Raw genomic sequence first — 25,408 nt, 5'->3', positions numbered from 1 at the left:
GGCGATCAACCGTCGTGGTCGTCCTCCAGGAAGGCGACACGCCCGGCGAGCAGCTCCGCTTCGCGTGCGAGAGTGTCGGACATCAGGTCCGACATGAGCCGCGACAGGTCATCGTCGTCCAATGTTGCGAGGGCAACGACCCGGGCCACACGCAGGACGCGCTTGGCCAGCGCTCGCATCACCTCCATCCTTCGGACGGCCAGAAGAGCTCCGTCGATCTCGATGCGGGCTTCGTCAACCGAACTCACGAAAGAATGGGCGACAGCTCGGGCCACACGAGGGTTCCCTCCCAAGGTGGCGGTCCGCTCGACAATTTGAACGATCTCGTCCTCACCCAAGCGGGCTGTCAACGCTGGGCCCAGGAGATGGGCGCGCCACCAGTGACGACGAAAGACGTTCCGCGGCCTCCCGATCAGGCGTTCGTAACCAGGATCGGCGTGGGGATTCGGCCATCGCCACAATGCGACGTCGGGCAGCAAAATCAGTGAAAGGTAGTTCCAGACCTCAGCGACTCCTGCCTCCGCGGGCGCGATCTCAAGCTGTTCACGCAGCAGCAGCGGCAGGCCCGCGTCGAATGTGGGGCGCGCACTGGTCTCCGGGAAGCCGCAAGTCCGGGCGTGTTCGACAACGGCCTCACGAACTTCCCGAAGGCGCCCATCGTCAATCCGAACGGCAGCGGTGGCATAGAACGTTCGACGACCGTCGAACTCGCTTGCCAACTCCAAGATGTCAGCCGGACTCGCGAGTGCCAGCTTCACCACCAGCTCCGAGGAGTGCGACCCTGCGAGCCGCGGATAGCTCACATAGGTCACAACAGGAACCCGCCCCTCGCCTGAATCACGGCCTCGAACTCACCCGGCCGAGTGGCGAGCATCGCACGGACCTGCTCGACGGAAACGTCCGGGAAGTTTCTGTTCATCGCCAAGACCAGCAGTTCGCCCAGCGATTCGCCGGGGTAGTCCTCCTCCAGTTCCAGGTCCTCGGATCCGAGCGCCTGCAGAACCATCGCGCGATTGACATCTGCGTGCAGGACCCGAGCAATTGTTTCCGACTCGACATCGGGGGCATTCAGCAGAGCCTCAACCTTGGGGTGGTCAGTGTTCAGGTATAGACGCGTGCTCCCGAGCCCGGAGTCGTAGAGCTCTGTCGAGTCGAAGATGAGAGCCCACGCCGCGGTCAAACCACCAGCGATTCCCGACTCCTTGAAGCTGATGGGCGACATCGGGAAGCGACTTCCGTCACCCTCCAGGCGAACGGTTCGCCGGTCTGTCCACAGGATGCTGCCCGGCCTGCGCGCCGCCAGAGGATTCGCGAATCCCTGAGGAAACTTTGCGGTGAGGAACACATCCAAGACCAACTGGCCCCCGAGCATCGCGCCCGGCAAGTCGAGTTGGATTGAGTTCTGGCCGCCGACCACGTCGAGGACGTCGGAAGCTCCACGAAGACCGGATCCAGTTGCGTGCCATGTGACGCTGACGCCCAAGATCGAGTCGTAGCGGAGCCCAGAGTCGTTGATGCAGCGGCCCAGGTCGACGTCCACATCGACGCTGACACGGAGGTCAGTGAAGTAGTCCCAGTCGGGGACGAAGTCTGGGTTGAGGTGGTCGCGATCGGCCACTACGACGGAGAATCGATCAAGCTTGACTGCATCTGCGCTCACCTGCAGATGGCTGGCCGCGTACTTGGTGACCATCAGTCAGCCTCCTCCTGCGCTGAGACCGCCAGCGCGACAGCCGTATCCATCGGGACACTGACGAGCACGGAGAAGCTCCGTCTTCCCGGAAGGTCGACCAAGATGCCGCGGCGCGCTTCGTTGAAACCTTCGCCGAGCTCGAGCTTCAAAATCTCTGGCTGCTCCAGCGCTGAGTCCCTGTCTGGCCCCGTTTCAGTGAGCACGTGGGGCTCCACTGCGACTCGCACCGGAAGGCCAGCTGATGAGGGGACGTTCGTCTCCACCTCGAATCGTGCCACCGGCCGACCGTCCACCAACTCCAACCTTGGGGTGCCGACAACTCGAACGGAGAGCGAGCGCGTTCCCCCTCCGCTCGAGTTCTTCGGGCGGATGTAGCCAGCATCGCCGGTACCGAGCACCAGGTCCCCCATGGCCGTGGCGAGTCTGACCAACCCAGGTTGCTGCACGCTCGACCCGTCACCCCCTCCGATGCTCACTGCGGCGGCAACGAAGCTCTCCTTGATGAGTTCCAGAGCCTTCTTGACGGGGTTACGAGTGCCCTTCGGCAATCCCATGTTCGAGGCAGACCAGTCATCGTGAGCGACAGGTTCAGCCTTGGCGAAACGGTCGTTGAGGTCGTCCTCCGCTATGAATACGCCGACCGTGCCCTGACCGTTCGGGTCTTCTCGCACGGGTAGATAACGGACCACCAATCGAGGTCGGCGCATGAGCGCCACGTGCGCGGACAACTGGACCGGCGCGTCATCGCCAGAGACCAGGTCATCTCGCTGAACTCGCCGCCACGCGAGAGTTCCCAAGCGCAACGGCGGCCTCTGCATGCGCAGGACATCCTGCGTCCACGGCCAGTCCTCTGCGCGCTCCGTCGCAAGGGTCGCCCGGCGGTAGGCCTCGGCAAGGTGTCGCACGGCGGTGTGGTCGTCCGGCCGCCCGACGGGAACTTGAGCTCCGTCAGCCGTGAACTCGAAGTCGATCGTTCCGTCGACCATGTGCGGCCAAGCCCACCACAAGGCGGAAGAGGCAAGACGGCGGATCACTGCCTCGACAGTCTCAGCGGTGTCTGTCGCGACGGGTCCCAAGACCATCAGAGAGGTGCCGGTCGCCTCACCCCTGAGCCTCGTCATTCCCAGCGATTCAGCGAGTTGATCGGCGTCGGTTCCGTCAATGGGCTCGATGAGCGTGTCAGGATCCGACCGGCCCCACCAGTGACGTCCGGTGTACTTCAACTTTCCATCGCTGTAAGGGTCCGTATGGGCCATCGCAATGAACCGTGACACGGGCCGGCCCCGGTATGTCGACTTGGTGTAGATCAGCACGGTGGCGCATGAGCTCATCCCCCACAGCGTTCCCTTGCCGAACCCGTAGGTACCGCCGCCGAGCTGCTTGTCCGCGGCTCGTCCGACGTTCCTCACGAAGTCAATGAAGTCCGTCGCTTCGTCCGTGACGCGGTCTGCTCTGGTTGGACCGCCCAGACCTTTCGTTCCGGAGTCGGTCACCACCAGCAAGGGCTGTGTGTCCTCGTGCCCGTTGATGAACTCCAGGAGTTCTGACGTCTCAGGAACGTCTGCGAACACCGTCTCCCTGAGAATTCGAACCTTCTCCCGATCGGGCCAAAAGGCATCGACGCAGTAACGAACCTGAGCGTCTCCACCGCTTCGAGCATCCCAGCTGTTTTGAACTGTCTCTCGTAGGAACACGTCCCAGGGGTCCAGTTGCGGCCTTCCGATGGCACGGTCGGCAGCGCGGGCATCGATGTTCCCCTGTGGCGCGTAGGGTTCGGCGAAATGGGCCAGAGGCGTCATGTCACACCAACCCCTCGAACGCGTCCCTCGGGTCCTCGAAGCAGCCGTGGTCGGCCGTCAGCGATGAGAGGTTGAGCTGATAGGCAACCCCAGAGACATGCCCGGTCAAGTCAGGGTTCGCAAGGGTTGAGGGAACGATTCGGGGCGTCGAAGGGCCGACAAGAAGGCTCCGCTCATCAAGCACCTTGAAGCGCACAGCGCGATAGAGCTCCTCGTCCTTCGGGAGAAACCCGACGCCTGCAAGCCCACTTCTCAACTCAGCGGCGTCAACTCCGACAGACACGAGTCGATCCACGACGTCGGGGATCGACTCACCACCGCTGGGAACATGCTCCAGCTGCTGGGCAAATAGGCGCAGGGACCCGACCTGGGTCTCGTCCATCTGCAGAAGCCCGTGCACAGTCACCTTGAACTGTTCCCGTTGAAGTGTCGCCTTGACCTCGACGCCGGAGCGGGGAAGTCGAAAGTCGACTCTCGACCGGTCCCCCGCGGACCAGGCGAGGAGAGCTTGGGCGCCACCGTAGCGGGCCGCCAACTCCTCCATTGCGTGGAGCTCAACCAGCAGTCCGGCGCACTGTTCCACTCCAAGCAGATCCCCACTCACAGTCTCCATGAGCGCCTTCCAACGCTTCACGACATCCATGGCCTCGACAACTGGATCGAGGTCAGCCGGGAGTGATCCAAGGCGATCCATCACTGCATTGCAGAGGCCGAAGAAAGTGTCCCTGAGGCTGCTGTCCTGGCATGTCACCATCAACCAATCCGCATAGCTGGAACCCTGCGCCAAAGCTCCGACCCGGGCTGTCAGGCCGCGCGTTAGCAACTTCAGCTCCGCGGGATAGCCTGGAGCGGGGACGAGGAGAGCGGGTCGGCCCTGAGGGTCGCGCGCGACGCCAACCTCCGCGCCCAAAACCGTGAGTCCGGCTGGTTTCACCAGCCAGTTCGTCGACGGGCTCGAGATGCCTGCGAAGAGCAGGCTGGCGTCGGGCGTCATGGTTTGGCCCCCATCTCCAGGTCCTGGGCAACTGCCACTTGCTCATCAAGCTTGTCCAGCTCGTCGAGCGCCGCAAGTTCCTGCTCGTACTCCTCAACCAGCACGTTTGACAGGTCCGCAGCCACGTAGTCAACCGAGCTCCCGGCAGCGACTGCACCCGGGAAGAAGATCGCAACACCCATGATCGGATGAGCGGCTCGAAGCTCGACCCGGTCCTCGCGATTCGTCGACGAGTTGGGCGCTATCGGGTACAGGGCAAGCAGCGGAGGCGCTGAGGCGACCTTCCTTGCACGAGCGATCTCACGGTCCGTTGCAGTCGCACTCAAGCCTTCAAGCAACGCTGGCAGGTCGGCAGCTCGGTCCGTGGAACCCGCGAGCGCCTTGATGTTCGCCTTGCCGGCCTCCAGCGGCTTGGACCGTGTGCGGCTGATCAGATTGACCGACTCGAAAGGACCGACCGGACACTGACCATGCGCGTCCTTCTGATTGGACATGATGACGACGCTCCAGCTGTCCAGAGCTCCTTCGGCCTGCTCCTTGTCCATGTACTTGTCGAGCAAGCTCCGTTGCAGCCTCTGGCTGTCTTCGTGGAACTGATAGTCGTTGACGAAGTCCCGGACAAGTGACCCGGGAACCCCGCGAACCACGGGGCGGCCCGTGCCATCGACGCGGCCGGGAACAACGCCCGGATGCTCGACGGCCTCCTCCAGCAGTCTCTCCGCCGCCTCCCAGTTCTTCCTCAACCAGCCCGCGTCCTCGTGACGGAACAGAATCGTCTGCTCGCGTTTGCCTGAGTAGTCGAGCTGGGCATGGACAGCGTGCTTCATCTTGGCGGCGTTCGTGATGGTCATCGCCGGATCCGTGCGGATCTTGACCGCCAACTGGGTCGGCTTGAGCCCTTCCAGTTCGTACCGCCTGATCTCATGACGAATCTCCGCCTCGACGGTCGCCAAGTTCTGGAACCAGTCGGCCAATTCCGAAGTCATCCAGATCCTGACCAGATCTGAATATCCACCTCGGTAACCGAACCACCGACCCATCTGGAGCAGCGTGTCGTAGGCCGAAGCGGCTCGAACGAAGTAGGAACTCACCAGACCTTCGAGGGTGAGACCGCGGCTGAGCGTGTTGCCGCCGATGGCGATGACCGTGGAGGGCTCGTCGTCTGCGTACAGCAGACGTGCATCGGACCGGTAGTTGTCCACCAGCACACGAGCATTGGCCAAGACGTCACCGAGTTGCGCCAGCACGTCCTGCCACATGAGCGGAGCTTCGTCCGCCCCGCATTCCACTCGGGCGGATTCGGTGACCCACAACGCCTCGAGGTCCCGCATCGTCGCCGCATCCAGTGACGACACCAGATCCTGGAGATCGTCGCGGTACTGATTGACCACTGCGTGCAGGCGGCGGTGCGCCTCAGAGAGCATCGAGGTGTGGATCAACATGGACGAATGGGCGTCCATGTCTCCGCGCGCACGCCTGGCCGCGGTCGCGAGGAAGAACCAGTCGAGAGCAGTCTTCAAGCTCGGAGCGATGCTGGGATCCCATGTCTCCACAGCACCCTTGCCCTTGGGAGGCTGGACCGACGGAACGTCGCCCTCGGGCACCTCGCGGATCACGTCATCCGGCTCGCCCAAGGCGTCGTCCTCGATGTGTTCGAGCAGATCACGCCCGAACAGCCGCTCAGCGCCGTAGTACCCCTTGCCGGCATTGAGACTGACAATGAAGTCCCGCGGATAGAGGCCTTCGGCAGCGGAAGGGTCGATCAACAGATTTGCGAACGGTGTTGCCGTGTAGGCGACATAAGCCGCCTTCGGGTTCTCGAGGATCTCGCGGATCAGTTTGTTGATCACCGACATGCGCTTCTTGCCAACGTCGATGCTTGCCTGGTCCGCCTCGTCATCAATGATCAGGATGGGGCAGCTCAGTTGGGCGGCCTCGCCGGCCGACCGAATCCAGTCTCGAAGGCGTCGCAGCCGGTGCGGATTCTTCTTGACAACCGCCAACAGTCGATGGTTCGAGGACTGCATCAACGCCGTCGCGTTCCCAGTCTCCGCGAAGTCCGCGTCACGACTGGTCAACAGATACCAGTTGGCAGCCTGAGCGCCCACCAACTGGTCCTCCAGCCTCGCCTGTGTCTGGCTTCTCAAATTGTCAGTGATGCCTGAAAGCACGATGACCATGCGATAGCCGACGTCAGCAGCTTTCGCGGCCACGGACATGAAGCTGGTCGTCTTGCCGCTCTGGACGTGCCCGAGGACCAGGCCACGCGTGCGGATCGGTGACGCACCCGGCGGCCTCAGCAGACCGACGACCCTGGTGGACGACCGGTCGATCTCCCTGAGCGCCTCGTCGGGAAGGCCCTTCGCCAACTTTGCCTCCAACGCGGGCCAAAGGACGTGCTCCGGCGAGGGCCCGGCGTACCACTTGCCCTCAACCACCTCCCTGTCGACCAGCGCGCCCGGATCTTTGAGTTCGATGATCTGGTTGACAGCCACCAAGTACTGCCGGCGAGCTTCGTCGACGATCTCAGCGGGCGCCCCCAGCGACTTCAGGTCCCGAACAGCTCCATCGATTGAGCCGCCACCCGCGACATTCCGCTCGATGTTCCGCTTGGCCATTGCAACGGCGTCAGTGTTCATTTCACTCCCCAGATCGACCTCTCGCCCGAAGTGAACCACCTGCGTGACGGGTCATCGATGAAATCTTCGGATTGGTCACCAGAAACCGAGCCGAGGTTGACCTGGAGGTCCGACGGATCCCTCACCCGCGCTCGGCCCAGGCGGCCGAGACGCGTTCCGCGGCCGTGCGGACGGGTTCGTGCTCCCAGACCCTCAGGACGAGCCAGCCGTCTGATTCCAAGACGGCTGAGGTCTCGGCGTCCCGAGCCACGTTGCCGTCGAGCTTCGCAGCCCACCAAGAAGCGTTGTTCTTCGCCGGAACCGAGTGCACAGGACAGCGATGCCAGAAGCAGCCATCGACAAAGACCGCGACCTTTCGGGCCGGAAATGCAATGTCGATCGTCCTCCGGGGCCGACCGGGGACCCTCAGCCCGACGCGGTACCGCAGGCCGCGACGATGCAGTTCTCGCCTCAACTCCAGCTCGGGAGCGGTGTCTGAGCGCGCTTGGGATCGCATCCGCGCACGCACATGTTCTGACGGCTCCTGCACGGCACCTCCGACGGACCTACAAGCGCTGGGTGTCCACCTTTCGGCCAAACATACGGGCCACGACCTCACCGAGCTGCCGAGCAAGGAGCGGTGGCACGGCGTTGCCCACCTGGTGGTACTGCTGGGTCCGCCCACCGACGAAGAAGTAGTCGTCGGGGAAGGTCTGAAGTCTCGCTGCCTCACGCACGGACAGACTTCGCATCTGCACAGGGTCCGGGTGGATGTAGTAGTGGCCATCCTTGGAGATGTGAGAGACGACCGTGGTGCTCGCCTGACCAGAGACCTGAACCCGGAAGCGATCCGTGAATGGGGCGTTCACGTCACGTGCGTTTTTGTGATTGGGGACGAGCTCGTCAGGCAGATCACCGAGCTTCGGCCGCTCACCCATGACTGCCTTCTGCGCCAGGTATCCGTACCTCATGAGGTCCTTCGTCATGTGAGCTCGGCTCTCGTGGAGAGTGACCCCGCCAAGTCGGTCATCGAGGAGCCAATCGCCCAGCTCCCCCACGATGTCGCCCGCAGGCTCGTCAAGGTAGGCGGCGCCAATGTCCGGAGTCGGCGCAGTCCTGCCGCCGCTGCGGCCGGCGATCAACCATGCCGTGTCCCGGGCTCGTCGCCACTCGACCTCGGAGTCCCGATTCCGGGGACTGACCATGGAGCGGATCCGCGGAAGTCCGCCGATCGCCTGCTCCACTGTCACGGGCGCCATCGCCTCTTCGAGCACGCCTGCAGAATCCAGAGTCGTGCCATGTCGGACTCCGAGCAGGATGACGCGATGACGCCGTTGCGGGATGCCGTAATTCTCCGACCGGATGATGAAGTCCGACGGCGAAGGGTCGGACCCTGGAATGACGAAGGACCTGAGGTCGTAACCGGCCGATGAGAGGTCGTCACGGATCGATTGGAAGATCGCCCCGCCCGCATGCTTCGAACTGAGCATGCCCTTGACATTTTCCATGACGAACACAGAAGGCCGGAAGCGCTCAAGGATTGCCAGGTACTCCTTGTAGAGCACATGCTTGTGATCGTCGGCGAAAGTGGGATCACCCTTGCGTCGTGAGCGCCCGGCAAGCGAGTAGGCCTGACAGGGCGGGCCGCCAATCAGCACCCAATCGTCCTTGCCGCCGTGGCGCTGGAGCGCACTCTCGATGATGTGGTCGGACTCAGGTCGCGTCTGAGGTCCGAGGGCCATGCAGACCACCTCGGACTCCGCCTCCTTGAAACCAACCGCCATCTCGGAGTGCACCTTGAGGTCGGCCAGTCCTCGACCGCCGCTTCGCAGGAACTCGTAGTACGAAGACGGGGCGACCCGGTCAATCCGTCGGTAATGACGAACAGCGGACCTCAGCTTCAGGGTCTCGCATGCCCACGGATCCAATTCGAAGGACGCCACGGTCTGGAAAATCGGCTCGCCAGCAGCGTCGATGAGCGAGGAAAAGCCCTCGTTCAGGCCGCCCGGACCCGCAAACACATCGATCAAAGGGATGGGCATCGCTGATGGCTCCTTGGGCGTCGTGTCCTGCAACATCGGCGGCGGATTCTCGCCAGGTTACCAGGCAGCATCGACACAATCGGCGCGAATCGCTGGACGCTTGGCGGCGGGAACGGACCGCCGACGGCCCGGTGCCTCCGAAGAGGAACCGGGCCGTCGTACGTTGCCTCGGTCTCGATACGCCCTCGCCTGGCGGCTCGGACTACTCGACCAGCGGCGGTCGACCAGCGGCGGTCGACGCGGCAGGTGGATCAGCTGCAGCCGCTGGTGCTTCCGCAGCCCTCGCACACGTAGCACGAGCCGGCGGGCCGCATCTTCGTCCCGCACGTCATGCACAGGGGCGAGTCGACGGCAGTGCCGGTGAGCTTCTCGAGGAGCTCGGCGGTGGTCTTGGCGACCTTGGGAGCACCGGCGAGCGGGTCCTCGGTGACCTCGGCCTCGACGACGTCCTCGACCACCGGGGCGGCCTTGGCGACGGGCGTCGCGATGTCGAGCAGCTCGGAGGCGTTGCCGGTCTCCTCCATGGGCTCGTAGGAACCCGTCTCGAGGTGGCGCTGGCGCTCCTCGGCGGAGTAGATGCCCAGGGCGGAGCGGTCGTCGAAGGACAGGTAGTCCAGCGCCAGGCGGCGGAAGACGTAGTCCATGATCGACTGCGCCATGCGGACGTCCGGGTCGTCGGTGAGACCGGCGGGCTCGAAGCGCAGGTTGGTGAACTTCGAGACGTAGGTCTCCAGCGGGACGCCGTACTGCAGGCCGATCGAAACCGCGATCGAGAACGCATCCATCACGCCGGCCAGGGTCGAGCCCTGCTTGCCGAGCTTGAGGAAGATCTCGCCGAGCTCGTTGTCGTCGTGGGCACCGGAGGTCATGTAGCCCTCGGCGCCGGCCACTGAGAACGAGGTGGTGCGGGCCTGGCGGGACTTCGGCAGGCGCTTGCGGGTAGGCGCGTAGACGACCTTCTCGACGACCTTCTCCACGACCTTGGCTGCGTCAGCAGCATCGGCAGCGTCGGCGGCGTCCTTCTTGGCCTTGCCGCCACCGTCGGCCAGCGGCTGGCCGACCTTGCAGTTGTCGCGGTAGATCGCGGTCGCCTTGAGGCCGAGCTTCCACGACTCCAGGTAGATCTCCTCGATCTCCTCGACCGTGGCCGTCTCCGGCAGGTTGACCGTCTTGGAGATCGCGCCCGAGAGGAACGGCTGGCAGGCCGCCATCATGTTGACGTGGCCCATCGGCTTGAGCGAGCGCTCGCCCATGGCGGTGTCGAAGATCTCGTAGTGCTCCGGCTTGAGGCCGGGGGCGTCGACGACGTGACCGTGCTCGCCGATGTAGGCGACGATCGCCTCGACCTTCTCGGCGTCGTAGCCGAGCTTGCGCAGCGCGCGCGGGATCGTCTGGTTGACGATCTGCATGGAGCCGCCGCCGACGAGCTTCTTGAACTTCACCAGGGAGAAGTCGGGCTCGATGCCGGTGGTGTCGCAGTCCATCATGAAGCCGATGGTGCCGGTCGGCGCGAGCACCGAGGCCTGCGCGTTGCGGAAGCCGTTGGTCTTGCCGAGCTCGACGACCTGCGCCCACTCGGCGGTGGCCAGCTTGTGGACCTCGCCGTCGGCGATGTGCAGGGTGCGCACGTCGTCGTTGGCCGCCTGGTGCTTGCGCATCACGCGGTTGTGGGCCTCGGCGTTGCGGGCGTAGCCGGCGTACGGACCGACGATCGCGGCGAGCTCGGCCGAACGGCGGTACGACGTGCCGGTCATCAGCGAGGTGACGGTCGCCGCCATCGCGCGGCCGCCGTCGGAGTCGTAGCCCAGGCCCATCGCCATCAGCAGGGCGCCGAGGTTGGCGTAGCCGATGCCGAGCTGGCGGTAGTCGCGGGTGGTCTGGGCGATCGGCTCGGTCGGGAAGTCGGCGAAGCAGATCGAGATGTCCATCGCGGTGATGATGAACTCGACGGCCTTGGCGAACAGCGGGGCGTCGAACGAGTCGTCGTCGCGCAGGAACTTCATCAGGTTGAGCGAGGCGAGGTTGCACGAGGAGTTGTCGAGCGACATGTACTCCGAGCACGGGTTGGACGCGGTGATCCGGCCCGTCTCCGGGTTGGTGTGCCAGTCGTTGATCGTGTCGTCGTACTGCAGGCCCGGGTCGGCGCAGGCCCAGGCAGCCTCGCTGATCTTGCGGAACAGGCCACGGGCGTCGACGGTCTCGATGACCTCGCCGGTGGAACGGGCGCGCAGGCCGAACTGGCCACCGGCCTCGACGGCCTTCATGAACTCGTCGTTGACGCGCACCGAGTTGTTGGCGTTCTGGTACTGCACGGACGTGATGTCCTTGCCGCCCAGGTCCATGTCGAAGCCGGCGTCACGCAGGGCGCGGATCTTGTCCTCCTCGCGCCACTTCGTCTCGACGAACTCCTCGATGTCGGGGTGGTCGACGTCCAGCACGACCATCTTGGCCGCTCGACGCGTGGCGCCGCCCGACTTGATGGTGCCGGCCGACGCGTCCGCGCCGCGCATGAAGGAGACCGGGCCCGAGGCGGTGCCACCGGACTTGAGGAGCTCCTTGGAGGAACGGATCCGGGAGAGGTTCAGGCCGGCACCGGAGCCGCCCTTGAAGATGAAGCCCTCCTCCTTGTACCAGTTGAGGATCGAGTCCATCGAGTCATCCACCGACAGGATGAAGCAGGCCGACACCTGCTGGGGGGACTGCGTACCGACGTTGAACCACACCGGGGAGTTGAAGGAGAAGTACTGGTTGACCAGGAGCCAGGTCAGCTCGTGCTCGAAGAGCTCGGCGTCCGCAGCGGTGGCGAAGTAGCCGTGGGTGGCACCGGCATCGACGTAGCGCGACACCACGCGGTCGATCAGCTGACGCAGGCCCGTCTCCCGCTGCGGCGTCCCGACAGCGCCGCGGAAGTACTTGGTGGTGACGATCGTGGAGGCGTTGAGCGACCAGAAGTCGGGGAACTCCACACCGAGCTGCTCGAAGACGACCGCGCCGGTCTTCCAGTTGGTCTGGACGACGTCGCGACGCTCCCAGGTGATCTCGTCGTAGGGGTGGATGCCCTCGGTGCTGAAGACGCGCTCGATCTTCAGTCCGCCCTTGGTCCCCTTTGTCGTTGCAGCAGTCTGGTTGCTGGCCGTCTCGGTCATGACTCTCCTGGTGTCGGTGGTGCGTCGGTGTCGTTGCTGGTGGTGCGGGGTCATGCATCGTCTCGGGAAAACAGGGGAAGTGATGGCCCGGCAGGCGGCTTCCCCACCACCTGCCGGGCGTCTGTGTCAGCCCGTGGGGGCTGGTTCGCTCTGCAACTGGCGCTCGGCGCGCAGGAGAGCGATCTCGTTCTCGAAGTCCGCCGCGGAGTCGAACCCGCGGTAGACCGAGGCGAAACGGAGGTAGGCCACCTCGTCGAGGCGGCGCAGGGGGGACAGGATCGCCAGACCCACCTCGTGGGCGGCGATCTCGGGGCTGCCGGCCAGCCGGAGCTGGTCCTCGACCTCCTGGCCCAGCAGGGCCAGGTCGTCCTCGCCGACCGGACGGCCCTTGCAGGCCTTGCGGACGCCGGACACGGCCTTCTCCCGGGTGAAGGGTTCAGTGGCGCCGGAGCGCTTGAGCACCGTCAGCTGCATCAGCTCGACGGTGGTGAACCTCTTCTCGCAGGTCGAGGCCTGGCAGACCCGCCGACGGCGGATCGAGCAGCCGTCGTCGGAGACCCGGGAGTCGAGGACCTTGGTGTCGTTGTGCTTGCAGTACGGACAGTGCATGGGTCCTCCTCCCCGGGCTCGGGCGGCTGGTCGAGATGCTGTGGACAGACAGGGCGCCGGCTGTGCACAACTGGTCGTGAACTGTGGATCTCCACCCCCTGTCCTGTGGACTAGATGTGGAGAACTACATGGTTGTAACTACTAGATGTAGTGGTAACCGTACGCCTCGGCCACCACAGGTGCAAGACCAGGAGCAGAGGAGTCGCCGGAACTTTTACCTGCACCTGCGTTTGCGCAGGTCACGGGCGCGGAGAGGGTGCTCGACAGTAGTTTTCTCCCCGGCGTGTCTCGGGCTCCGGCCACCCCGCACGACCTGTGCAGAACCACGTTGTCGGTACCCCACCGCACCAGATGAACCCAGGAGCCACCATGACCATCCTGCGCACGCGCCCCCACCTGCGCCGCGGACTCGTCGCCGCCGCAGCAGCCGTCGCCCTCCCCTTCACGCTCGCCGCCTGCGGCGACGGCGCGGAGGACCTCTCGGAGAAGACCTCCGAGGAGCTCGCCGAGAAGCTCATCGAGGAGGGCGGCAACGGCAACACCGACGTCGAGCTCAACGATCTGCCCGACGGCTTCCCCGAGGGCGAGGTCCCGATCAGGGGCGATGTCACCTCCGGCGTCGCGACCGAGACCCCCGAGGGCACCGGCTGGTCGGTGACCACCACCAGCGACAAGAGCGTCGAGGCCGCCTTCGCCGAGGCCAAGTCGGCCCTGCTCGAGGCCGGCTTCGCCGAGAACGTCGAGACGGGCGGCACCACCGCCCTGCTGCGCGGCGAGAAGTACGGCGTCACGTTGGTCGCCACCGACAGCGGCGGCCCGACGACGCTCGGCTACACCGTTGTGCCGTCGAGCTGACGCCTGAACCACGAGGGAGTGGGCGCGTTCGGGCGGGTCGTCCGGGCGCGCCAACCACGGATCGGACACAATGACCGCCGTGACAGGAGGAAAGCGATCCGGCGACCGGACCAAGGCCCGGTTGCGGCCTGATCTCCTGGCACTGGCGTTCGGGATCACCTTCGCGCTCGTCGCGTGGGGATACCTCGTGCTCGCCGCCATCGACTTCGGCGCGAACGCTCGACACGACGGCAAGACCAGCGCCTGGTTCTTCCTGGTGGTTGCTGCCTTCGGCGGCATGCTGTGCCTCTTCCTCGCGTTCATGCTCGCAGTCCGGCTCTCCCGCTCGCTCGGTCTCTCGGCAGCGCCCGAGCCCAAGCAGAAGCGGGACCCGGGAACGCCGAAGGGTGGCAAGCGCGCCGCTCGCTGAGCGGGGTGCCTGCCACCCTTCGTCTTTCCCCTACTCCACCGGGGTCGAGGCGGTGGAGAGTCGATGCGCCCCAACGGCGCCAGCCGTCAGTTGGACGGGATGCGCAGCTGCTGGCCGGCGTACACGAGGCTGCCGTCGAGCGTGTTGAGCTGCTGGATCTCCTCCATCGCTCCCCGCACGTCGCCACCGGTGGCGGCCGCAGCGGTGCTGGCGATGTCCCAGAGGGTGTCGCCCGGCGCCACCGTGATCACGTCGATCGCGGGCGCACCACCTTCGTCGCGGGTCGCGGCCGAGCCGGCGGCCAGGCCGACCACGACGGCGGCGACCAGGGCGAAGGCGAAGAGGAACACGACCACACGACCGCGCCGGGTCAGGCGGATCGGACCGCCGTGCTGGCGGACGGCGGGCCGGGCGGACCCGACACTGCGGGCAGTCCGGACAGCGGCACGCTGCGGAGCGGTGACACGGTGCGGGGCGATGGTGATCGTGCTCATGGGGAGACCTCCGGGGAAGGGAACGGACCCTGTCTATCGACGAGGTCCGACGGAAGGCGTTCGACCAGACGTTCGATCGAACATGTGTACGAGAGTAGATCACCTGTTCGAACAAATCCAGCACCAACTCGAAATCCTGTTCGAACGGCGCGTCGCGACACGCCCTTCGAACAGGTGTTTGAAACAGCGCGCCCCGATCGGTTAGCGTCAGACCATGACCCCGGGGCAGCGTCTCGGGCCCCACCCGGCGAACTGGAGGCACCCATGGCTGACCGCAAGGCAGGATCCAAAGGATCCAAGGTCACCGAGCTGCCCGACGGCCCGGCGGACGCAACCGGGCTGACGCCGCGCCAACTGCGCGTGCTCGCCCACATCAAGGACAGCATCGAGAAGCGCGGCTACCCGCCCAGCATGCGCGAGATCGGCCAGGCCGTCGGCCTGACCAGCACCTCCAGCGTCGCCCACCAGCTGCGCGTGCTCGAGGAGAAGGGCTACCTCAAGCGCGACCCGAACCGTCCCCGTGCACTCGAGGTCTTCCTGCCCGAGGTGATGGCCGCCCGGCGCGCCATGGGCAACGCCGAGGAGACCACCTACGACGAGACCGGGATCGGCGATGCCGCGCCCGTGCCGGCCAACGTGCCGGTCCTCGGCCGGATCGCGGCCGGTGGCCCGATCCTCGCCGAGGAGCGCATCGAGGACGTCTTCCCGCTCCCCCGCCAGCTCGTCGGCGACGGCCAGCTCTTCCTGCTCGAGGTCAGCGGCGAGTCGATGATCGAGGCCGCGATCTGCAACGGCGACTACGTCGTCATCCGTCAGCAGCCCACCGCGGAGAACGGCGAGATCGTCGCCGCGATGATCGACGGCGAGGCCACGGTCAAGACCTTCCAGCGCAAGAACGGCCAGGTGTGGCTGCTGCCGCACAATCCGGCCTTCGAGCCGATCGACGGCACCCACGCCACCATCCTCGGCAAGGTCACGGCGGTCCTGCGCCGCGTCTGACGTAGGGTCAGGGGGTCCCATTGCTCGAACGCAAGGTACCCCCATGACCTTCCGGAGCCGTGCGTCCGTGTTGACGCGACTCCTGCCGCTGCTCGCGGCGCTGCTGGTTCTTCCCTTCCTCACCTCGCCCGCCCAGGCGGACCCCGACGGGTCGGGCGACCAAGGCGACCCTGCCGCGGTCACGACCCCGCAGGAGGTCGCCGAGGAGGCGCTGGCGGCCGTCGAGGAGATCATCGAGGCCGCGCCGGAGCTGACCACCGACGCACCTGCGGACGGACTGCGCCCCGCCGGAAAGGACCTCACCCTCGCGCTGCGCGACCTCTCGGTCAGTCAGGCCGACCTGCCCAAGGGCAAGCGCGCGGCCGCCGCCCGCCTGCTCGCGCGACCCACCGACACCAGCAGCGAGTGCTTCAACGACCAGGACCTCGCCTGCTACGGCGCGCGCCCCGACAAGGTCGAGTGCAACGCCGCTGTCTGCGTCCACTGGGTCGAGGAGGGTCCGCACCGGATCCCCACCGAGAACGACGACGCCGGCGGCTCGTGGGCCGGCAGCAACCCGGCGATCCCCGACTACGTCGAGTTCACCCTCAACACGATGAAGACCGTCGCCACCAAGTACGTCGGCGCCGGCTACCGCCCGGTGGTCAGTGACGGCGGAGCCGACGGCACCCCCCAGATGGACATCTACCTGGGCCAGCTCGGCAACGTCGGTGCCTACGGCTACTGCACGATCGACGACAACTCGATCAGCGCGCACGTGCCCGCCGCGGCGTACTGCGTGCTCGACAACGACTTCGCCGAGTTCGGCGTCTCGCCCCGGCTGGCGCTGCGGGCCACGGCGGCCCACGAGTACTTCCACGCCGTCCAGTTCGCCTACGACGTCAACGAGGACGCCTGGCTGATGGAGGCGACCGCCACGTGGGCCGAGGACGAGGTCTACGACACGATCAACGACAACTGGAACTACCTGCCGTTCGGCTCGCTGGCCATCCCGACCCAGTCGCTCGACATCTTCAACGACCTGGGCCAGTACGGGAACTGGATCTTCTTCCGGTTCCTCTCCGAGCGCTACCCGAGCGCCCAGGGCGGCATGTCGACCGTCGTCCTGGACATCTGGAAGCGCACGCCGACGCAGTACTCCGTCCAGGCGATCCGCAACGCGCTCGCGCTGCGCAACACCACGGTGCCCACGCAGTTCGCGCTGTTCACGGTGTGGAACCGCCGCCCGAGCACGTACTACGACGAGGGCTCGGCCTACAAGGCCTCCCCGATCCGGGCGGGCTACCGGTTGACCCCGGCGAACCCGAAGAAGGTCGTCAGCGTCCGGCTCGACCACCTCGCGTACTCCACCTACCGCTTCACCCGTCCCGCCACCGGCGCCCAGCAGCGGCTGAGCGTCAAGCTCAACCTCAACAGCCTGAGCACCGGCGGTGCCGCGGTCGTCACGACCAAGGTGAAGGGCTACCTGCCGACCAGCAAGGTCGTCACGCTGAACAGCAACGGTGACGGCGCGCCCAACTTCCCGTTCCGGCTGAACATGGAGTGGGTCGACGTGACCGTCATCAACGCGAGCACCCGCTACAGCGGTTGCGGCGACCCGGACCGCGACGCGACGTACACCTGCCAGGGCTTCGCGCTCGACGACGAGCGGCTCCAGACGATCAGCGTCAGGGCCTACCGCGGCTGATCGGTCCCACCACGCGACACGACGCATCCTTCGATCTAGCATCGGAGGATGCGTCGTCTGCTTGTGGCTGTCGCCACCACGCTCGCCCTCGGTCTCCCGCTGAGTCTCGTCGCGGCGACGACGTCCCCCGCCCAGGCGGCGGAGCCACGTCCGACCGAGACCATCTACGAGGCGGCCGAGGCCGCGCCCGTGTGCCTGGACGGCATCTGCGTGCACTACGCCCAGGACGGCACCAACGACGTACCAGCCGAGGACGACGGCGGCGCCGGCGCCTGGAAGGGGTACGCCGGCAACGGGATCCCCGACTACGTCGACCTCATGTCCGCGGTGCTCGTGCCCAAGGCGGCCGACACCTTCGCCGCGGCGGGCTATCGCTCGCCCGTCGGTGACGGTGTCCTCGGCGGCGGGAGCGACCAGGTCGACATCTACCTGGCTGACCTCGACGACGTCGCGGGGGGCGCCCACTGCGTGCAGGACGAGCCCGCCGCCGGACCCACGTCCGGCTTCTGCGTGCTCGACAACGACTACTCACCCGCGGAGTACGGCACCCGGCTGAGTCGCGCAGCCAACGCCGGGCTCGACGCGGTGCACCAGTACTTCCTCCTCGTCCAGTGGGCCTACAGCGGGACGAACAGCTGGCTCAACAGCGCATCAGCAGCCTGGGCCGAGGACGAGATCTACCCGACGCTGAACCGCAACCGGGCGGTCCTCCCCTACGGGCCGATGGGAAGCCCGCGCAAGGGCTTCGCCAGCGAGCTGGCACCGCGTGCGCGCGCCGAGGGCACGTGGATCTTCCTGCGGTTCCTGTCCGAGCGCTACCGCGCCGAGGTCGGCGGGCTTCCCGTCGTCCTGCGCCACATCTGGGAGCACACCACCGATCCGGGCGCCGCCGGCCCCGTCGAGGACACCGGACTGCGGCAGATGAACGGTGCGCTGACCGGCGCCCTTGCCGAGCACGGGACCACGCTCACCAACGAGTTCACGCGCTTTGCCTTCTGGAACAGGGACCCCGCCCGCTTCTACCGGGAAGGCGCGACCTATCAGGCCGCCGCACCCGCCACGACCACCCGGCTGTCGCGGGCCTCCCGCTCGAAGGTGTTCAGCCCCGCTGCTCTCGAGACGCTGTCCTCGAAGACCCACCGCTTCACGCGCGGGAGCGGATTCCGCGGAGCGTGGAGGCTCAAGATCGCCGCGGGCCTGATCAACGAGCTCGCGACGCTCGACCTGTCCCTCGTGACCCGGGTGAAGGTGAAGGGCCGCGCGCCCACTGTCACGATCCTCGGCACCGCGTCCCACGAGCTGCGTCGCACCGTCACGCTGCCGTTCAGCGCGTCCGTGGAGTGGGTCGAGGTCACCTTCGTCTCGGGCCAGCTCAGGGCGATCCCGGCGACGCCGTGGCCACAGGTGCCGACGGCGACCCTCAGGGTGGCGGCGGTGCGCTGAGCCGCTTGAGCGCCGAGCGCACCAGGGCGGGATCGGTCGTCGTCCACATCGGCGGCAGGCTGGCCTTGAGGAACGAGCCGTAGCGCGCGGTCGCCAAGCGGGGGTCAAGGACCGCCACGACCCCCTTGTCGGAGGTGGTGCGGATCAGTCGCCCCGCTCCCTGGGCCAGCAGCAATGCCGAGTGCGTGGCCGCGACCTGCATGAAGCCGTTGCCACCGGCCTTGTCGGCTGCCTTCTGGCGCGCGCTCATCAACGGGTCGTCCGGCCGCGGGAACGGGATCCGGTCGATGATCACCAGCTGGCAGGTGTCGCCGGGGACGTCGAGGCCCTGCCAGAGCCCCAGCGTGCCGAACAGGCAGGTGTGCGGGTCGTCGACGAACTGGCGCGCGAGCTCGGGCAGCTGCGCCTCCCCCTGGGCCAGGGTGGTCAGGTGCGGCAGGGCCGCACGGACGTGCTCGGCGGCCGCCTCGGCGGCGCGTCGGCTCGAGAACAGGCCGAGGGTACGGCCGTCGGCGGCGTCGACGAGCTCGGTGATCTCGTCGAGCTGCGCCTTGACCAGACCGTCGCGTCCCGGCGGCGGCAGGTGGCGGGCGACGTACAGGATGCCCTGGCGGGCGTAGTCGAACGGGCTGCCGACGTCGAGCCCGCGCCAGGGCTGCTCGGCGTCGGGCATCGGCTTGAGACCCACCGAGCGGGCCAGCGAGTTGAAGTCACCGCCGAGCATCAGCGTGGCTGACGTCATCACGACGGTGTTCTCGCTCAGGAGCTTGTCGCGCATCTGGCCCCAGACCTGGAGCGGAGCGACCGCGAGCGTGGGCGGCAGGCGGTCGTTGCCCTCGGTGCGCCACAGCACGTCATTGTCCGACCCGGCTGCCATCCGCTCGGCGGTCGCGAAGACCTCCTGGACCATGCCCTTGGCCTGGGTCATCGCCGCGTCCGGCTCGCTGCCCGACTCGGCCTTCGGGAAGGCGGAGATGCAGGCCCGGGCGGCGTCGCGCACCAGGATCAGGGCGTCGGCGAGGTCCGGAGGCAGGCGTTCGAACCGGCCGGCGGGCGCCTCGCTCACGGCGGCACGCAGTGCGTCGGCCGCGTCGGCCAGGTCATCGGCCTCGTTGCCCTCGACGTGACGCACGCTGCGCCGCGCCGAGCGCTCGACCTCCGCCGCCCACAGCTCGTCGGTGGCGGCCTGGGTCACCCGCGCAGCGAGCTCGTGGGCCTCGTCGATGACGACGGCGTCGTACTCCGGGATCATCGGGATGCCCTCGATCGCGTCGATCGCGAGGAGGGAGTGGTTGGTCACGATCAGGTGGGAGCGATGGGCCTTCTCCTTGGCCCGCTCGGCGAAGCACTCCTGGCCGAACTGGCACTTGCTGGCGCTGAGGCACTCGCGTGCCGAGACGCTGACCTGGCGCCATTCCTTCTCGGTGTGGCGAGGGGCCTCGTCACGCTCGCCACTCTTGCCGTCCTCGGAGGCGGACTCCGCCCACTTGCGCAGCTCGAGGACCTTGGCGCCCATGGAGCCCTCGGGCATCTGGACCAGCTCGCCCTGGTCGTCGGGCGCGCCCTCGCGGATCCGGTGCAGGCAGGCGTAGTTGGAGCGGCCCTTGAGCACGGCATAGCTGGCATCGACGCCCGGCATCGAGCCGACTGCCTTGACGAGCCGCGGCAGGTCCCGCTCGACGAGCTGGTGCTGGAGGGCCAGGGTCGCGGTCGCGATGACGACCCGCTTGTCGTGCAGCAGCGCCGGGACGAGGTAGCCCAGCGACTTGCCGGTGCCGGTGCCGGCCTGGACGAGCAGGTGCTCCTTCTCGGCGAAGGACGTCGCGACGGCCTCGGCCATCTCCACCTGCCCGGACCGCTCCTGACCACCGAGCGCGGTCACCGCGGCCGCGAGCAGGTCGCGGACCGGGTGGGACTCGGCGGCTGGATCGGTGCTCACTGCCAGAACCCTAGAGGGTCGACCCGACGATCCTGCGCGCCCCTCCACAGGCGTCAGCGGGCAAGGAGCGCCTCGACCCGCTCGCCCACCACGTCACCGAAGCGACGGTGTCCGGCCCGGTCCGGGTGCAGTCGGTCCTCCAGCAGGCTGAGGTCGACCTCGAGCATCGACAGGTAGGGCACGCCGCGCTCGGAGGCGACGCGGGCCAGGGTGGCGTCGATCTCCTGGACGGCCGCGCGCGAGCGGTCCGGCACCACGGGCGGACCGACGAGCAGCGCGGGGGTCGCCCCGATCCGGTCGAGCAGGCGCTCGGCGCCCGCCTCGACGTCGGCGATCGGCTGGTCATGGTCGTTGAGCCCGCCCTCGACGACCACCAGGTCCGTCGTACGACGCAGCGAGCGCTCGACCCGGCTGGCGTAGGACAGGTCGCCGCAGGCGCTGGCGCCGACACTGAAGCCACTCCCGGAGAACCCGTCGACGCGCACCCGACCGGGAAGTCGCACCGGCCACGAACGGGCCGAGCCCACGCCGACCCCGACGGAGTAGGAGTCGCCGACGACCAGCACCTCGGGGCCGGTTCCGGTCACGAGCTCGGCGCGCTGGGCGGCACGGTCGGCGCGCACACCGCACCGGTCCGGACCCGCCCCGGCGCGCGCCAGCACCGTCGTGGTCACCCCGACAGAGGCGAGGACCACGAGAACAGCAAGAAGGAGGCGGCGCCGAGTCACGAAGGAATCATCCGTCGTACCGGGCGAAAGTGCTTGGTTTTCGCGTGAGTTCGAGCAATCCCGCAGGTGATGCCGCCCACGGCCTGTGGAGAACCGCCCTCCGTGCGGCCATCAGGACGCATCCTGTCGGGCATGTCCTGGCTCACCGTGACGCGCTCCGGCATCGTCGTGCCCGTGCGCCTTGACCCAGCCGGGGTCACCGGACCGACGGTCGGGCAGGCCCGCGGACGCACGTGGCGCAGCGCCGGCCCGGCACACCGCGTGCCGTCGTCCGTCGACGGCAGCCGAGTGCAGCAGCGGATCGTGGAGGCGGTGGCCTGCCTGCCCGAGGGGAGTGCGGCGACCGGATGGGCTGCGCTTGCCTGGCTGGCGCCCAGATGGTTCGACGGCGTCGCCGACGACGGTCGTACGATGCTCCCCGTTCCCGTCGCGGTCGGCGACCGGGGCACCGCACGACCACGCAAGGGCGTCACCCTCTCGGAGGACTGGCTCTTCGACGACGACGTGCTCACCGTCGACGGCCTGCCGATCACGGTGCCCGAACGATCCGTGAGCTACGAGGCACGCAAGGCTCGCACCGATCTCATGGCGATGACGCACGTCGACATGGCGGCCTTCCACGACCTCATCGACCTCGGCGCCCTCGCCTCCTATGCCGATCGGCTCGGTTCCCGCCCCGGCACGCTCCGCCTCCGGCGAGCCATCGCGGCCGGCAACGAGAACGCCTGGTCGCCGCAGGAAGTCCGGCTCCGCAAGCTCTGGGCAGACCATCGCCCGGCACGCCTTCTCTGCAATGCCGCCGTCTTCGACCATGCGGGCAACCACCTGTTCACCCCCGATGTCCTCGACCCCGTCAGCGGTGTGGCCGGGGAGTACGACGGGGACGTGCACGCCGGACGCGAACGCCGCAGGCACGACCTCGGCCGCCAGGAGTCAGCCCGGGGCGCCGGTATCGAGGTCGTCACGATGATCGGAGGTCACGGCGAGGACCAGGCCTTCCTGCGCCGACTCGACGCCGCTCACGACCGTGCTCGGGCGCGAACCGGACCCCGTCGGTGGACCCTGGACCAGCCGGCGTGGTGGGTCGACACGTCGACGGTGGCCCGTCGTCGCGCGCTCAGCGGCGAGCAGGCCGCGCGCTGGCTTGCCCATCGCCGACGTACCTGACGGGATTGCTCATTTCCGGCCGCAGAACGAGCAATCCCGCCCGGTGCGACGCGGCCGTCAGACGGCGTAGGCGGCCAGCTCCCCGGCGAGGGCCTCGGTGGCCCGACCGGAGATGTGCGTCCCGTCGGCGGTGTGCTCGATCTCGCTGATCTCGCCGTCCTTGTGGATGCGGTCGATCAGGTCGCCTCGGGCGTAGGGCACCAGGGCGGTGAACTCCACGCGCGGTCGCGGCAGGTCGTTCTCGATCGCAGCGATGGCCTCGGCGATGCCCTCGCCCGTATGGGCGGACACAGCCACAGAGTGCGGCTCGCGGCGACGGATCCGGTCGACCACGAGCGGGTCCGCGGCATCGATCTTGTTGATCACGACCAGCTCGGGGATCTTGCTGGCGTCGATGTCGGCGAGCACCTCGCGCACCGCGGCGAGCTGGCCCTCGGGGTCGGGGTGGGAGCCGTCGACGACGTGGACGATCAGGTCGGCGTCGGCCACTTCCTCCAGGGTCGAGCGGAACGCCTCGACCAGCTGGTGCGGCAGGTGCCGGACAAATCCGACGGTGTCGCTCATCGTGTAGATGCGCCCGTCCGAGGTCTGGGTACGACGAGTGGTCGGGTCCAGCGTGGCGAACAGGGAGTCCTCGACCAGGACCCCGGCACCGGTGAGCCGGTTGAGCAGGGACGACTTGCCGGCGTTGGTGTAGCCCGCGATGGCGACCGAGGGGATCTCGTGACGCCGACGCCCCTGGCGCTTGGTGTCGCGGGTCCCCTTCATCAGCTTCAGCTCCCGGCGGAGCTTGGCGATCTTGTCGTTGATGCGACGACGGTCGGTCTCGATCTTGGTCTCACCGGGACCACGGCCACCGATGCCGCCGCCGTCGGCGCCGACGCGGCCGCCGGCCTGGCGCGACAGGTTGCCACCCCACCCACGAAGGCGCTGCTTCATGTAGCTGAGCTGGGCGAGCTCGACCTGGGCCTGGCCCTCCTTGGACTTCGCGTGCTGGGCGAAGATGTCAAGGATCAGCGCGGTCCGGTCGACCACCTTGACCTTGACCCTGTCCTCCAGGTTGCGCAGCTGCGAGGGGGCGAGCTCACCGTCGCAGATCACGGTGTCCGCGCCACTCGCCTGCACGATCTCGCGCAGTCCCTCGACCTTGCCGCGGCCGATGTAGGTCGCGGGGTCGGGCGTCTGGCGGCGCTGGTAGATGGCGTCGAGCACCTCGGAGCCCGCCGTCTCGGCCAGCAGCGCGAGCTCGGCCATGGCGTTCTCGACGTCCTGGATCGAGCCCTCGGTCCACACGCCGACGAGGACGACCCGCTCGAGGCGGAGCTGGCGGTACTCGACCTCGGTGATGTCCTCGAGCTCGGTGCGCAGACCGGCGACGCGGCGCAGCTCGTGACGGGCGGCGAGATCCATCTCGCCGGTGGTCAGGTCTTCGGGGTCGTCGGCGGCGTACCCGGACTCCCAGGTGTCGTCCGGGTTGTCGGGGTCCACCAGGTCGTCGGGGTCGTCCCAACCCTCGGTGGCACGGAGAGCGGCAGCGAGCGTGAAGTCTTCAGCATGGTTCGTCATAGGCGTCTTCAGAGTAACGACGGCAGCCCACGGATGCTTCCCGTTTTACGCTCGCCGGACGCCAAGGCCGCAGTACCTGCGCTGCCGCACTACTTGCGTGTCCGCAGTTTGTGCGGCACCATGGCTCCATGAACGACACCACGCGAGGCGACCGGACAGGTCCGGAGGCACCGGGCAGCCTGACGGCGGTGCGCGCCACCCTGGACCAGGCCGAGGGTCTCGATTCCGTCGGAGCCCTGCCCTACCTTCGCCACGCGGCCGACCAGCTCGCCGAGCTGATCGACGAGGCGATGGCCACGGCGGTGCTGAGCGGCCAGGCGTCCCTGCGTGGGGCGGGGGCGAAGGCCGGTCTCACCGAGAACGCCGTCGGTCCTCGCCTGGCCCGCACCCGCAGCCTCGCCGCGTACGCCGACGAGCGGGGCCGGGTGACGGCCGCTGGTGTCGAACGTGCGAAGTACGACCTGGAGACAGGCCAACAGCGGCAACCCGCCGCGACCCCGGCGCCGATGCGGTTCAAGCCGCGTCGGACCACCTGAGTGGCGCCACCGCGCCCGGAAACGGAGGATCCCATGACCCGAGCCGACCTCACCCACCTCTACTTCCTGCTCGACCGCAGCGGGTCGATGCAGTCCATCAAGGCCGACACCGAGGGTGGCTTCGCGGCCTTCATCGCCGAGCAGCGTGCTGCCGTCGGCGAGTGCCGGGTCACCCTCGCCCAGTTCGACAACGAGTACGACCTCGTCTTCTCCGACCTGCCGGTCGAGGAGGTTCCGGCGCTGCAGCTGCAGCCGCGTGGCTCCACCGCCCTGCTCGACGCCATGGGCCGGCTGATCACCACGGCCGGCACCTCCCTGGCCGCCCTCGGCGACGACGAGCGCCCCGGCACCGTCATCGTCGCGGTGATGACCGACGGTCACGAGAACGCCAGCCAGGAGTGGACGCACCCGGCCATCAAGGCGCTCGTCGAGCAGCAGACCAAGGACTACGCCTGGCAGTTCCTGTACATGGGAGCCGACCAGGACGCCATCGAGGTCGGCGCCAGCCTCGGCGTCTCCGCCGACGCCTCGGTCACCTACGGCCGCGGCAAGAGCCAGGACGTGATGGCGATGTCCTCGCAGAAGCTGAGCAAGCTGCGGGGCGACCGCAGCGTCGCCGCCGCCGGAGCACCCGCCCCGATGATGGACGGCTACACCCGCGAGGAGCGCTCGCGCGTCGAGTGA

General features: G+C 67.4%; 21 protein-coding genes. 8 read left to right on the top strand and 13 right to left on the bottom strand.

Features of this window, described 5'->3' with window-relative positions; all coding sequences use genetic code 11:
• Nucleotides 1-5: 5 nt before the first annotated feature.
• The 9 genes from ASE01_RS08345 to nrdR form a co-directional block, all read right to left on the bottom strand.
• Nucleotides 6-758: a hypothetical protein gene (locus ASE01_RS08345; RefSeq protein WP_157537188.1), complete on the bottom strand. Its 753-nt coding sequence runs from the start codon at nucleotides 756-758 to the stop codon at nucleotides 6-8.
• Between the two features lie 50 nt (nucleotides 759-808).
• Nucleotides 809-1,693 (bottom strand): hypothetical protein, encoded by an 885-nt coding sequence (locus ASE01_RS08340; RefSeq protein WP_056749707.1) that lies wholly within the window; start codon nucleotides 1,691-1,693, stop codon nucleotides 809-811.
• Nucleotides 1,693-3,492 (bottom strand): hypothetical protein, encoded by a 1,800-nt coding sequence (locus ASE01_RS08335; RefSeq protein WP_157537186.1) that lies wholly within the window; start codon nucleotides 3,490-3,492, stop codon nucleotides 1,693-1,695. Before ASE01_RS08335 ends, ASE01_RS08340 begins: the two co-directional genes overlap by 1 nt.
• A gap of 1 nt (nucleotide 3,493) precedes the next feature.
• Nucleotides 3,494-4,486, bottom strand: a complete 993-nt coding sequence (locus ASE01_RS08330) for a PD-(D/E)XK motif protein (RefSeq protein WP_056749705.1) — start codon at nucleotides 4,484-4,486, stop codon at nucleotides 3,494-3,496.
• The gene (locus tag ASE01_RS08325) at nucleotides 4,483-7,125 is read right to left on the bottom strand and encodes a Z1 domain-containing protein (protein WP_157537184.1); all 2,643 of its coding nucleotides are present in this window, start codon (nucleotides 7,123-7,125) and stop codon (nucleotides 4,483-4,485) included. Before ASE01_RS08325 ends, ASE01_RS08330 begins: the two co-directional genes overlap by 4 nt.
• Nucleotides 7,126-7,246: 121 nt before the next feature.
• Nucleotides 7,247-7,633, bottom strand: coding sequence for a very short patch repair endonuclease (locus tag ASE01_RS08320; RefSeq protein ID WP_268788665.1), 387 nt, complete (start codon nucleotides 7,631-7,633; stop codon nucleotides 7,247-7,249).
• Between the two features lie 37 nt (nucleotides 7,634-7,670).
• Nucleotides 7,671-9,182, bottom strand: coding sequence for a DNA cytosine methyltransferase (locus ASE01_RS08315; protein ID WP_200958782.1), 1,512 nt, complete (start codon nucleotides 9,180-9,182; stop codon nucleotides 7,671-7,673).
• A gap of 215 nt (nucleotides 9,183-9,397) precedes the next feature.
• Nucleotides 9,398-12,292 carry a vitamin B12-dependent ribonucleotide reductase gene (locus ASE01_RS08310; RefSeq protein ID WP_056749702.1) on the bottom strand — a complete coding sequence of 965 codons (2,895 nt, stop codon included), beginning with the start codon at nucleotides 12,290-12,292 and terminating at the stop codon, nucleotides 9,398-9,400.
• Between the two features lie 126 nt (nucleotides 12,293-12,418).
• Nucleotides 12,419-12,901, bottom strand: coding sequence for a transcriptional regulator NrdR (gene nrdR / locus ASE01_RS08305; RefSeq protein WP_056749701.1), 483 nt, complete (start codon nucleotides 12,899-12,901; stop codon nucleotides 12,419-12,421).
• Between the two features lie 369 nt (nucleotides 12,902-13,270).
• On the opposite strand from nrdR, the gene ASE01_RS08300 reads away from it, so the two are divergent.
• Nucleotides 13,271-13,756: a hypothetical protein gene (locus ASE01_RS08300; protein WP_056749700.1), complete on the top strand. Its 486-nt coding sequence runs from the start codon at nucleotides 13,271-13,273 to the stop codon at nucleotides 13,754-13,756.
• 79 nt (nucleotides 13,757-13,835) lie between these two features.
• Nucleotides 13,836-14,165 carry a hypothetical protein gene (locus ASE01_RS08295; RefSeq protein ID WP_157537182.1) on the top strand — a complete coding sequence of 110 codons (330 nt, stop codon included), beginning with the start codon at nucleotides 13,836-13,838 and terminating at the stop codon, nucleotides 14,163-14,165.
• A gap of 86 nt (nucleotides 14,166-14,251) precedes the next feature.
• Here the strand turns inward: ASE01_RS08295 and ASE01_RS08290 are convergent, their stop codons facing one another.
• Nucleotides 14,252-14,659 (bottom strand): LysM peptidoglycan-binding domain-containing protein, encoded by a 408-nt coding sequence (locus ASE01_RS08290; protein WP_056749698.1) that lies wholly within the window; start codon nucleotides 14,657-14,659, stop codon nucleotides 14,252-14,254.
• A gap of 264 nt (nucleotides 14,660-14,923) precedes the next feature.
• Here ASE01_RS08290 and lexA point away from each other — a divergent pair, with 264 nt between their 5' ends.
• Genes lexA through ASE01_RS08275 form a run of 3 tightly spaced genes read left to right on the top strand, consistent with a single transcriptional unit; the run spans nucleotide 14,924 to nucleotide 18,788 of the window.
• Entirely contained in the window at nucleotides 14,924-15,658 is a 735-nt protein-coding gene (lexA, locus tag ASE01_RS08285; protein WP_056749697.1) for a transcriptional repressor LexA, read from the top strand.
• Nucleotides 15,659-15,701: 43 nt separating this feature from the next.
• Entirely contained in the window at nucleotides 15,702-17,345 is a 1,644-nt protein-coding gene (locus ASE01_RS08280; protein WP_056749696.1) for an MXAN_6640 family putative metalloprotease, read from the top strand.
• A gap of 48 nt (nucleotides 17,346-17,393) precedes the next feature.
• Nucleotides 17,394-18,788 carry an MXAN_6640 family putative metalloprotease gene (locus tag ASE01_RS08275; RefSeq protein ID WP_157537180.1) on the top strand — a complete coding sequence of 465 codons (1,395 nt, stop codon included), beginning with the start codon at nucleotides 17,394-17,396 and terminating at the stop codon, nucleotides 18,786-18,788.
• Here the strand turns inward: ASE01_RS08275 and ASE01_RS08270 are convergent.
• Together ASE01_RS08270 and ASE01_RS08265 are read right to left on the bottom strand one after the other, a co-directional pair.
• Nucleotides 18,766-20,727, bottom strand: coding sequence for an ATP-dependent DNA helicase (locus ASE01_RS08270; RefSeq protein ID WP_056749694.1), 1,962 nt, complete (start codon nucleotides 20,725-20,727; stop codon nucleotides 18,766-18,768). The two genes, ASE01_RS08275 and ASE01_RS08270, sit on opposite strands and share 23 nt — an antisense overlap.
• Nucleotides 20,728-20,780: 53 nt before the next feature.
• Nucleotides 20,781-21,455, bottom strand: coding sequence for an SGNH/GDSL hydrolase family protein (locus tag ASE01_RS08265; RefSeq protein WP_162260281.1), 675 nt, complete (start codon nucleotides 21,453-21,455; stop codon nucleotides 20,781-20,783).
• Between the two features lie 132 nt (nucleotides 21,456-21,587).
• Here ASE01_RS08265 and ASE01_RS08260 point away from each other — a divergent pair, with 132 nt between their 5' ends.
• A complete protein-coding gene (locus tag ASE01_RS08260) occupies nucleotides 21,588-22,622 on the top strand; it encodes a hypothetical protein (RefSeq protein ID WP_235535914.1) in 1,035 nt (344 codons plus the stop codon).
• A gap of 57 nt (nucleotides 22,623-22,679) precedes the next feature.
• Here the strand turns inward: ASE01_RS08260 and hflX are convergent, their stop codons facing one another.
• Nucleotides 22,680-24,188, bottom strand: a complete 1,509-nt coding sequence (gene hflX, locus ASE01_RS08255; RefSeq protein WP_056749692.1) for a GTPase HflX — start codon at nucleotides 24,186-24,188, stop codon at nucleotides 22,680-22,682.
• Between the two features lie 128 nt (nucleotides 24,189-24,316).
• Between hflX and ASE01_RS08250 the strand changes: the two genes are divergently transcribed.
• Both ASE01_RS08250 and ASE01_RS08245 read left to right on the top strand, forming a co-directional pair.
• Nucleotides 24,317-24,724 carry a hypothetical protein gene (locus tag ASE01_RS08250; RefSeq protein ID WP_056749691.1) on the top strand — a complete coding sequence of 136 codons (408 nt, stop codon included), beginning with the start codon at nucleotides 24,317-24,319 and terminating at the stop codon, nucleotides 24,722-24,724.
• A 33-nt stretch (nucleotides 24,725-24,757) separates the two neighbouring features.
• Nucleotides 24,758-25,408 carry a vWA domain-containing protein gene (locus ASE01_RS08245; protein ID WP_056749690.1) on the top strand — a complete coding sequence of 217 codons (651 nt, stop codon included), beginning with the start codon at nucleotides 24,758-24,760 and terminating at the stop codon, nucleotides 25,406-25,408.

The organism is Nocardioides sp. Root190, from assembly GCF_001428565.1.
Lineage (GTDB): Bacteria > Actinomycetota > Actinomycetes > Propionibacteriales > Nocardioidaceae > Nocardioides.
The sequence above is the reverse complement of the archived record's forward strand: the minus strand, read 5'-3'. Positions and strand labels throughout refer to the sequence as shown.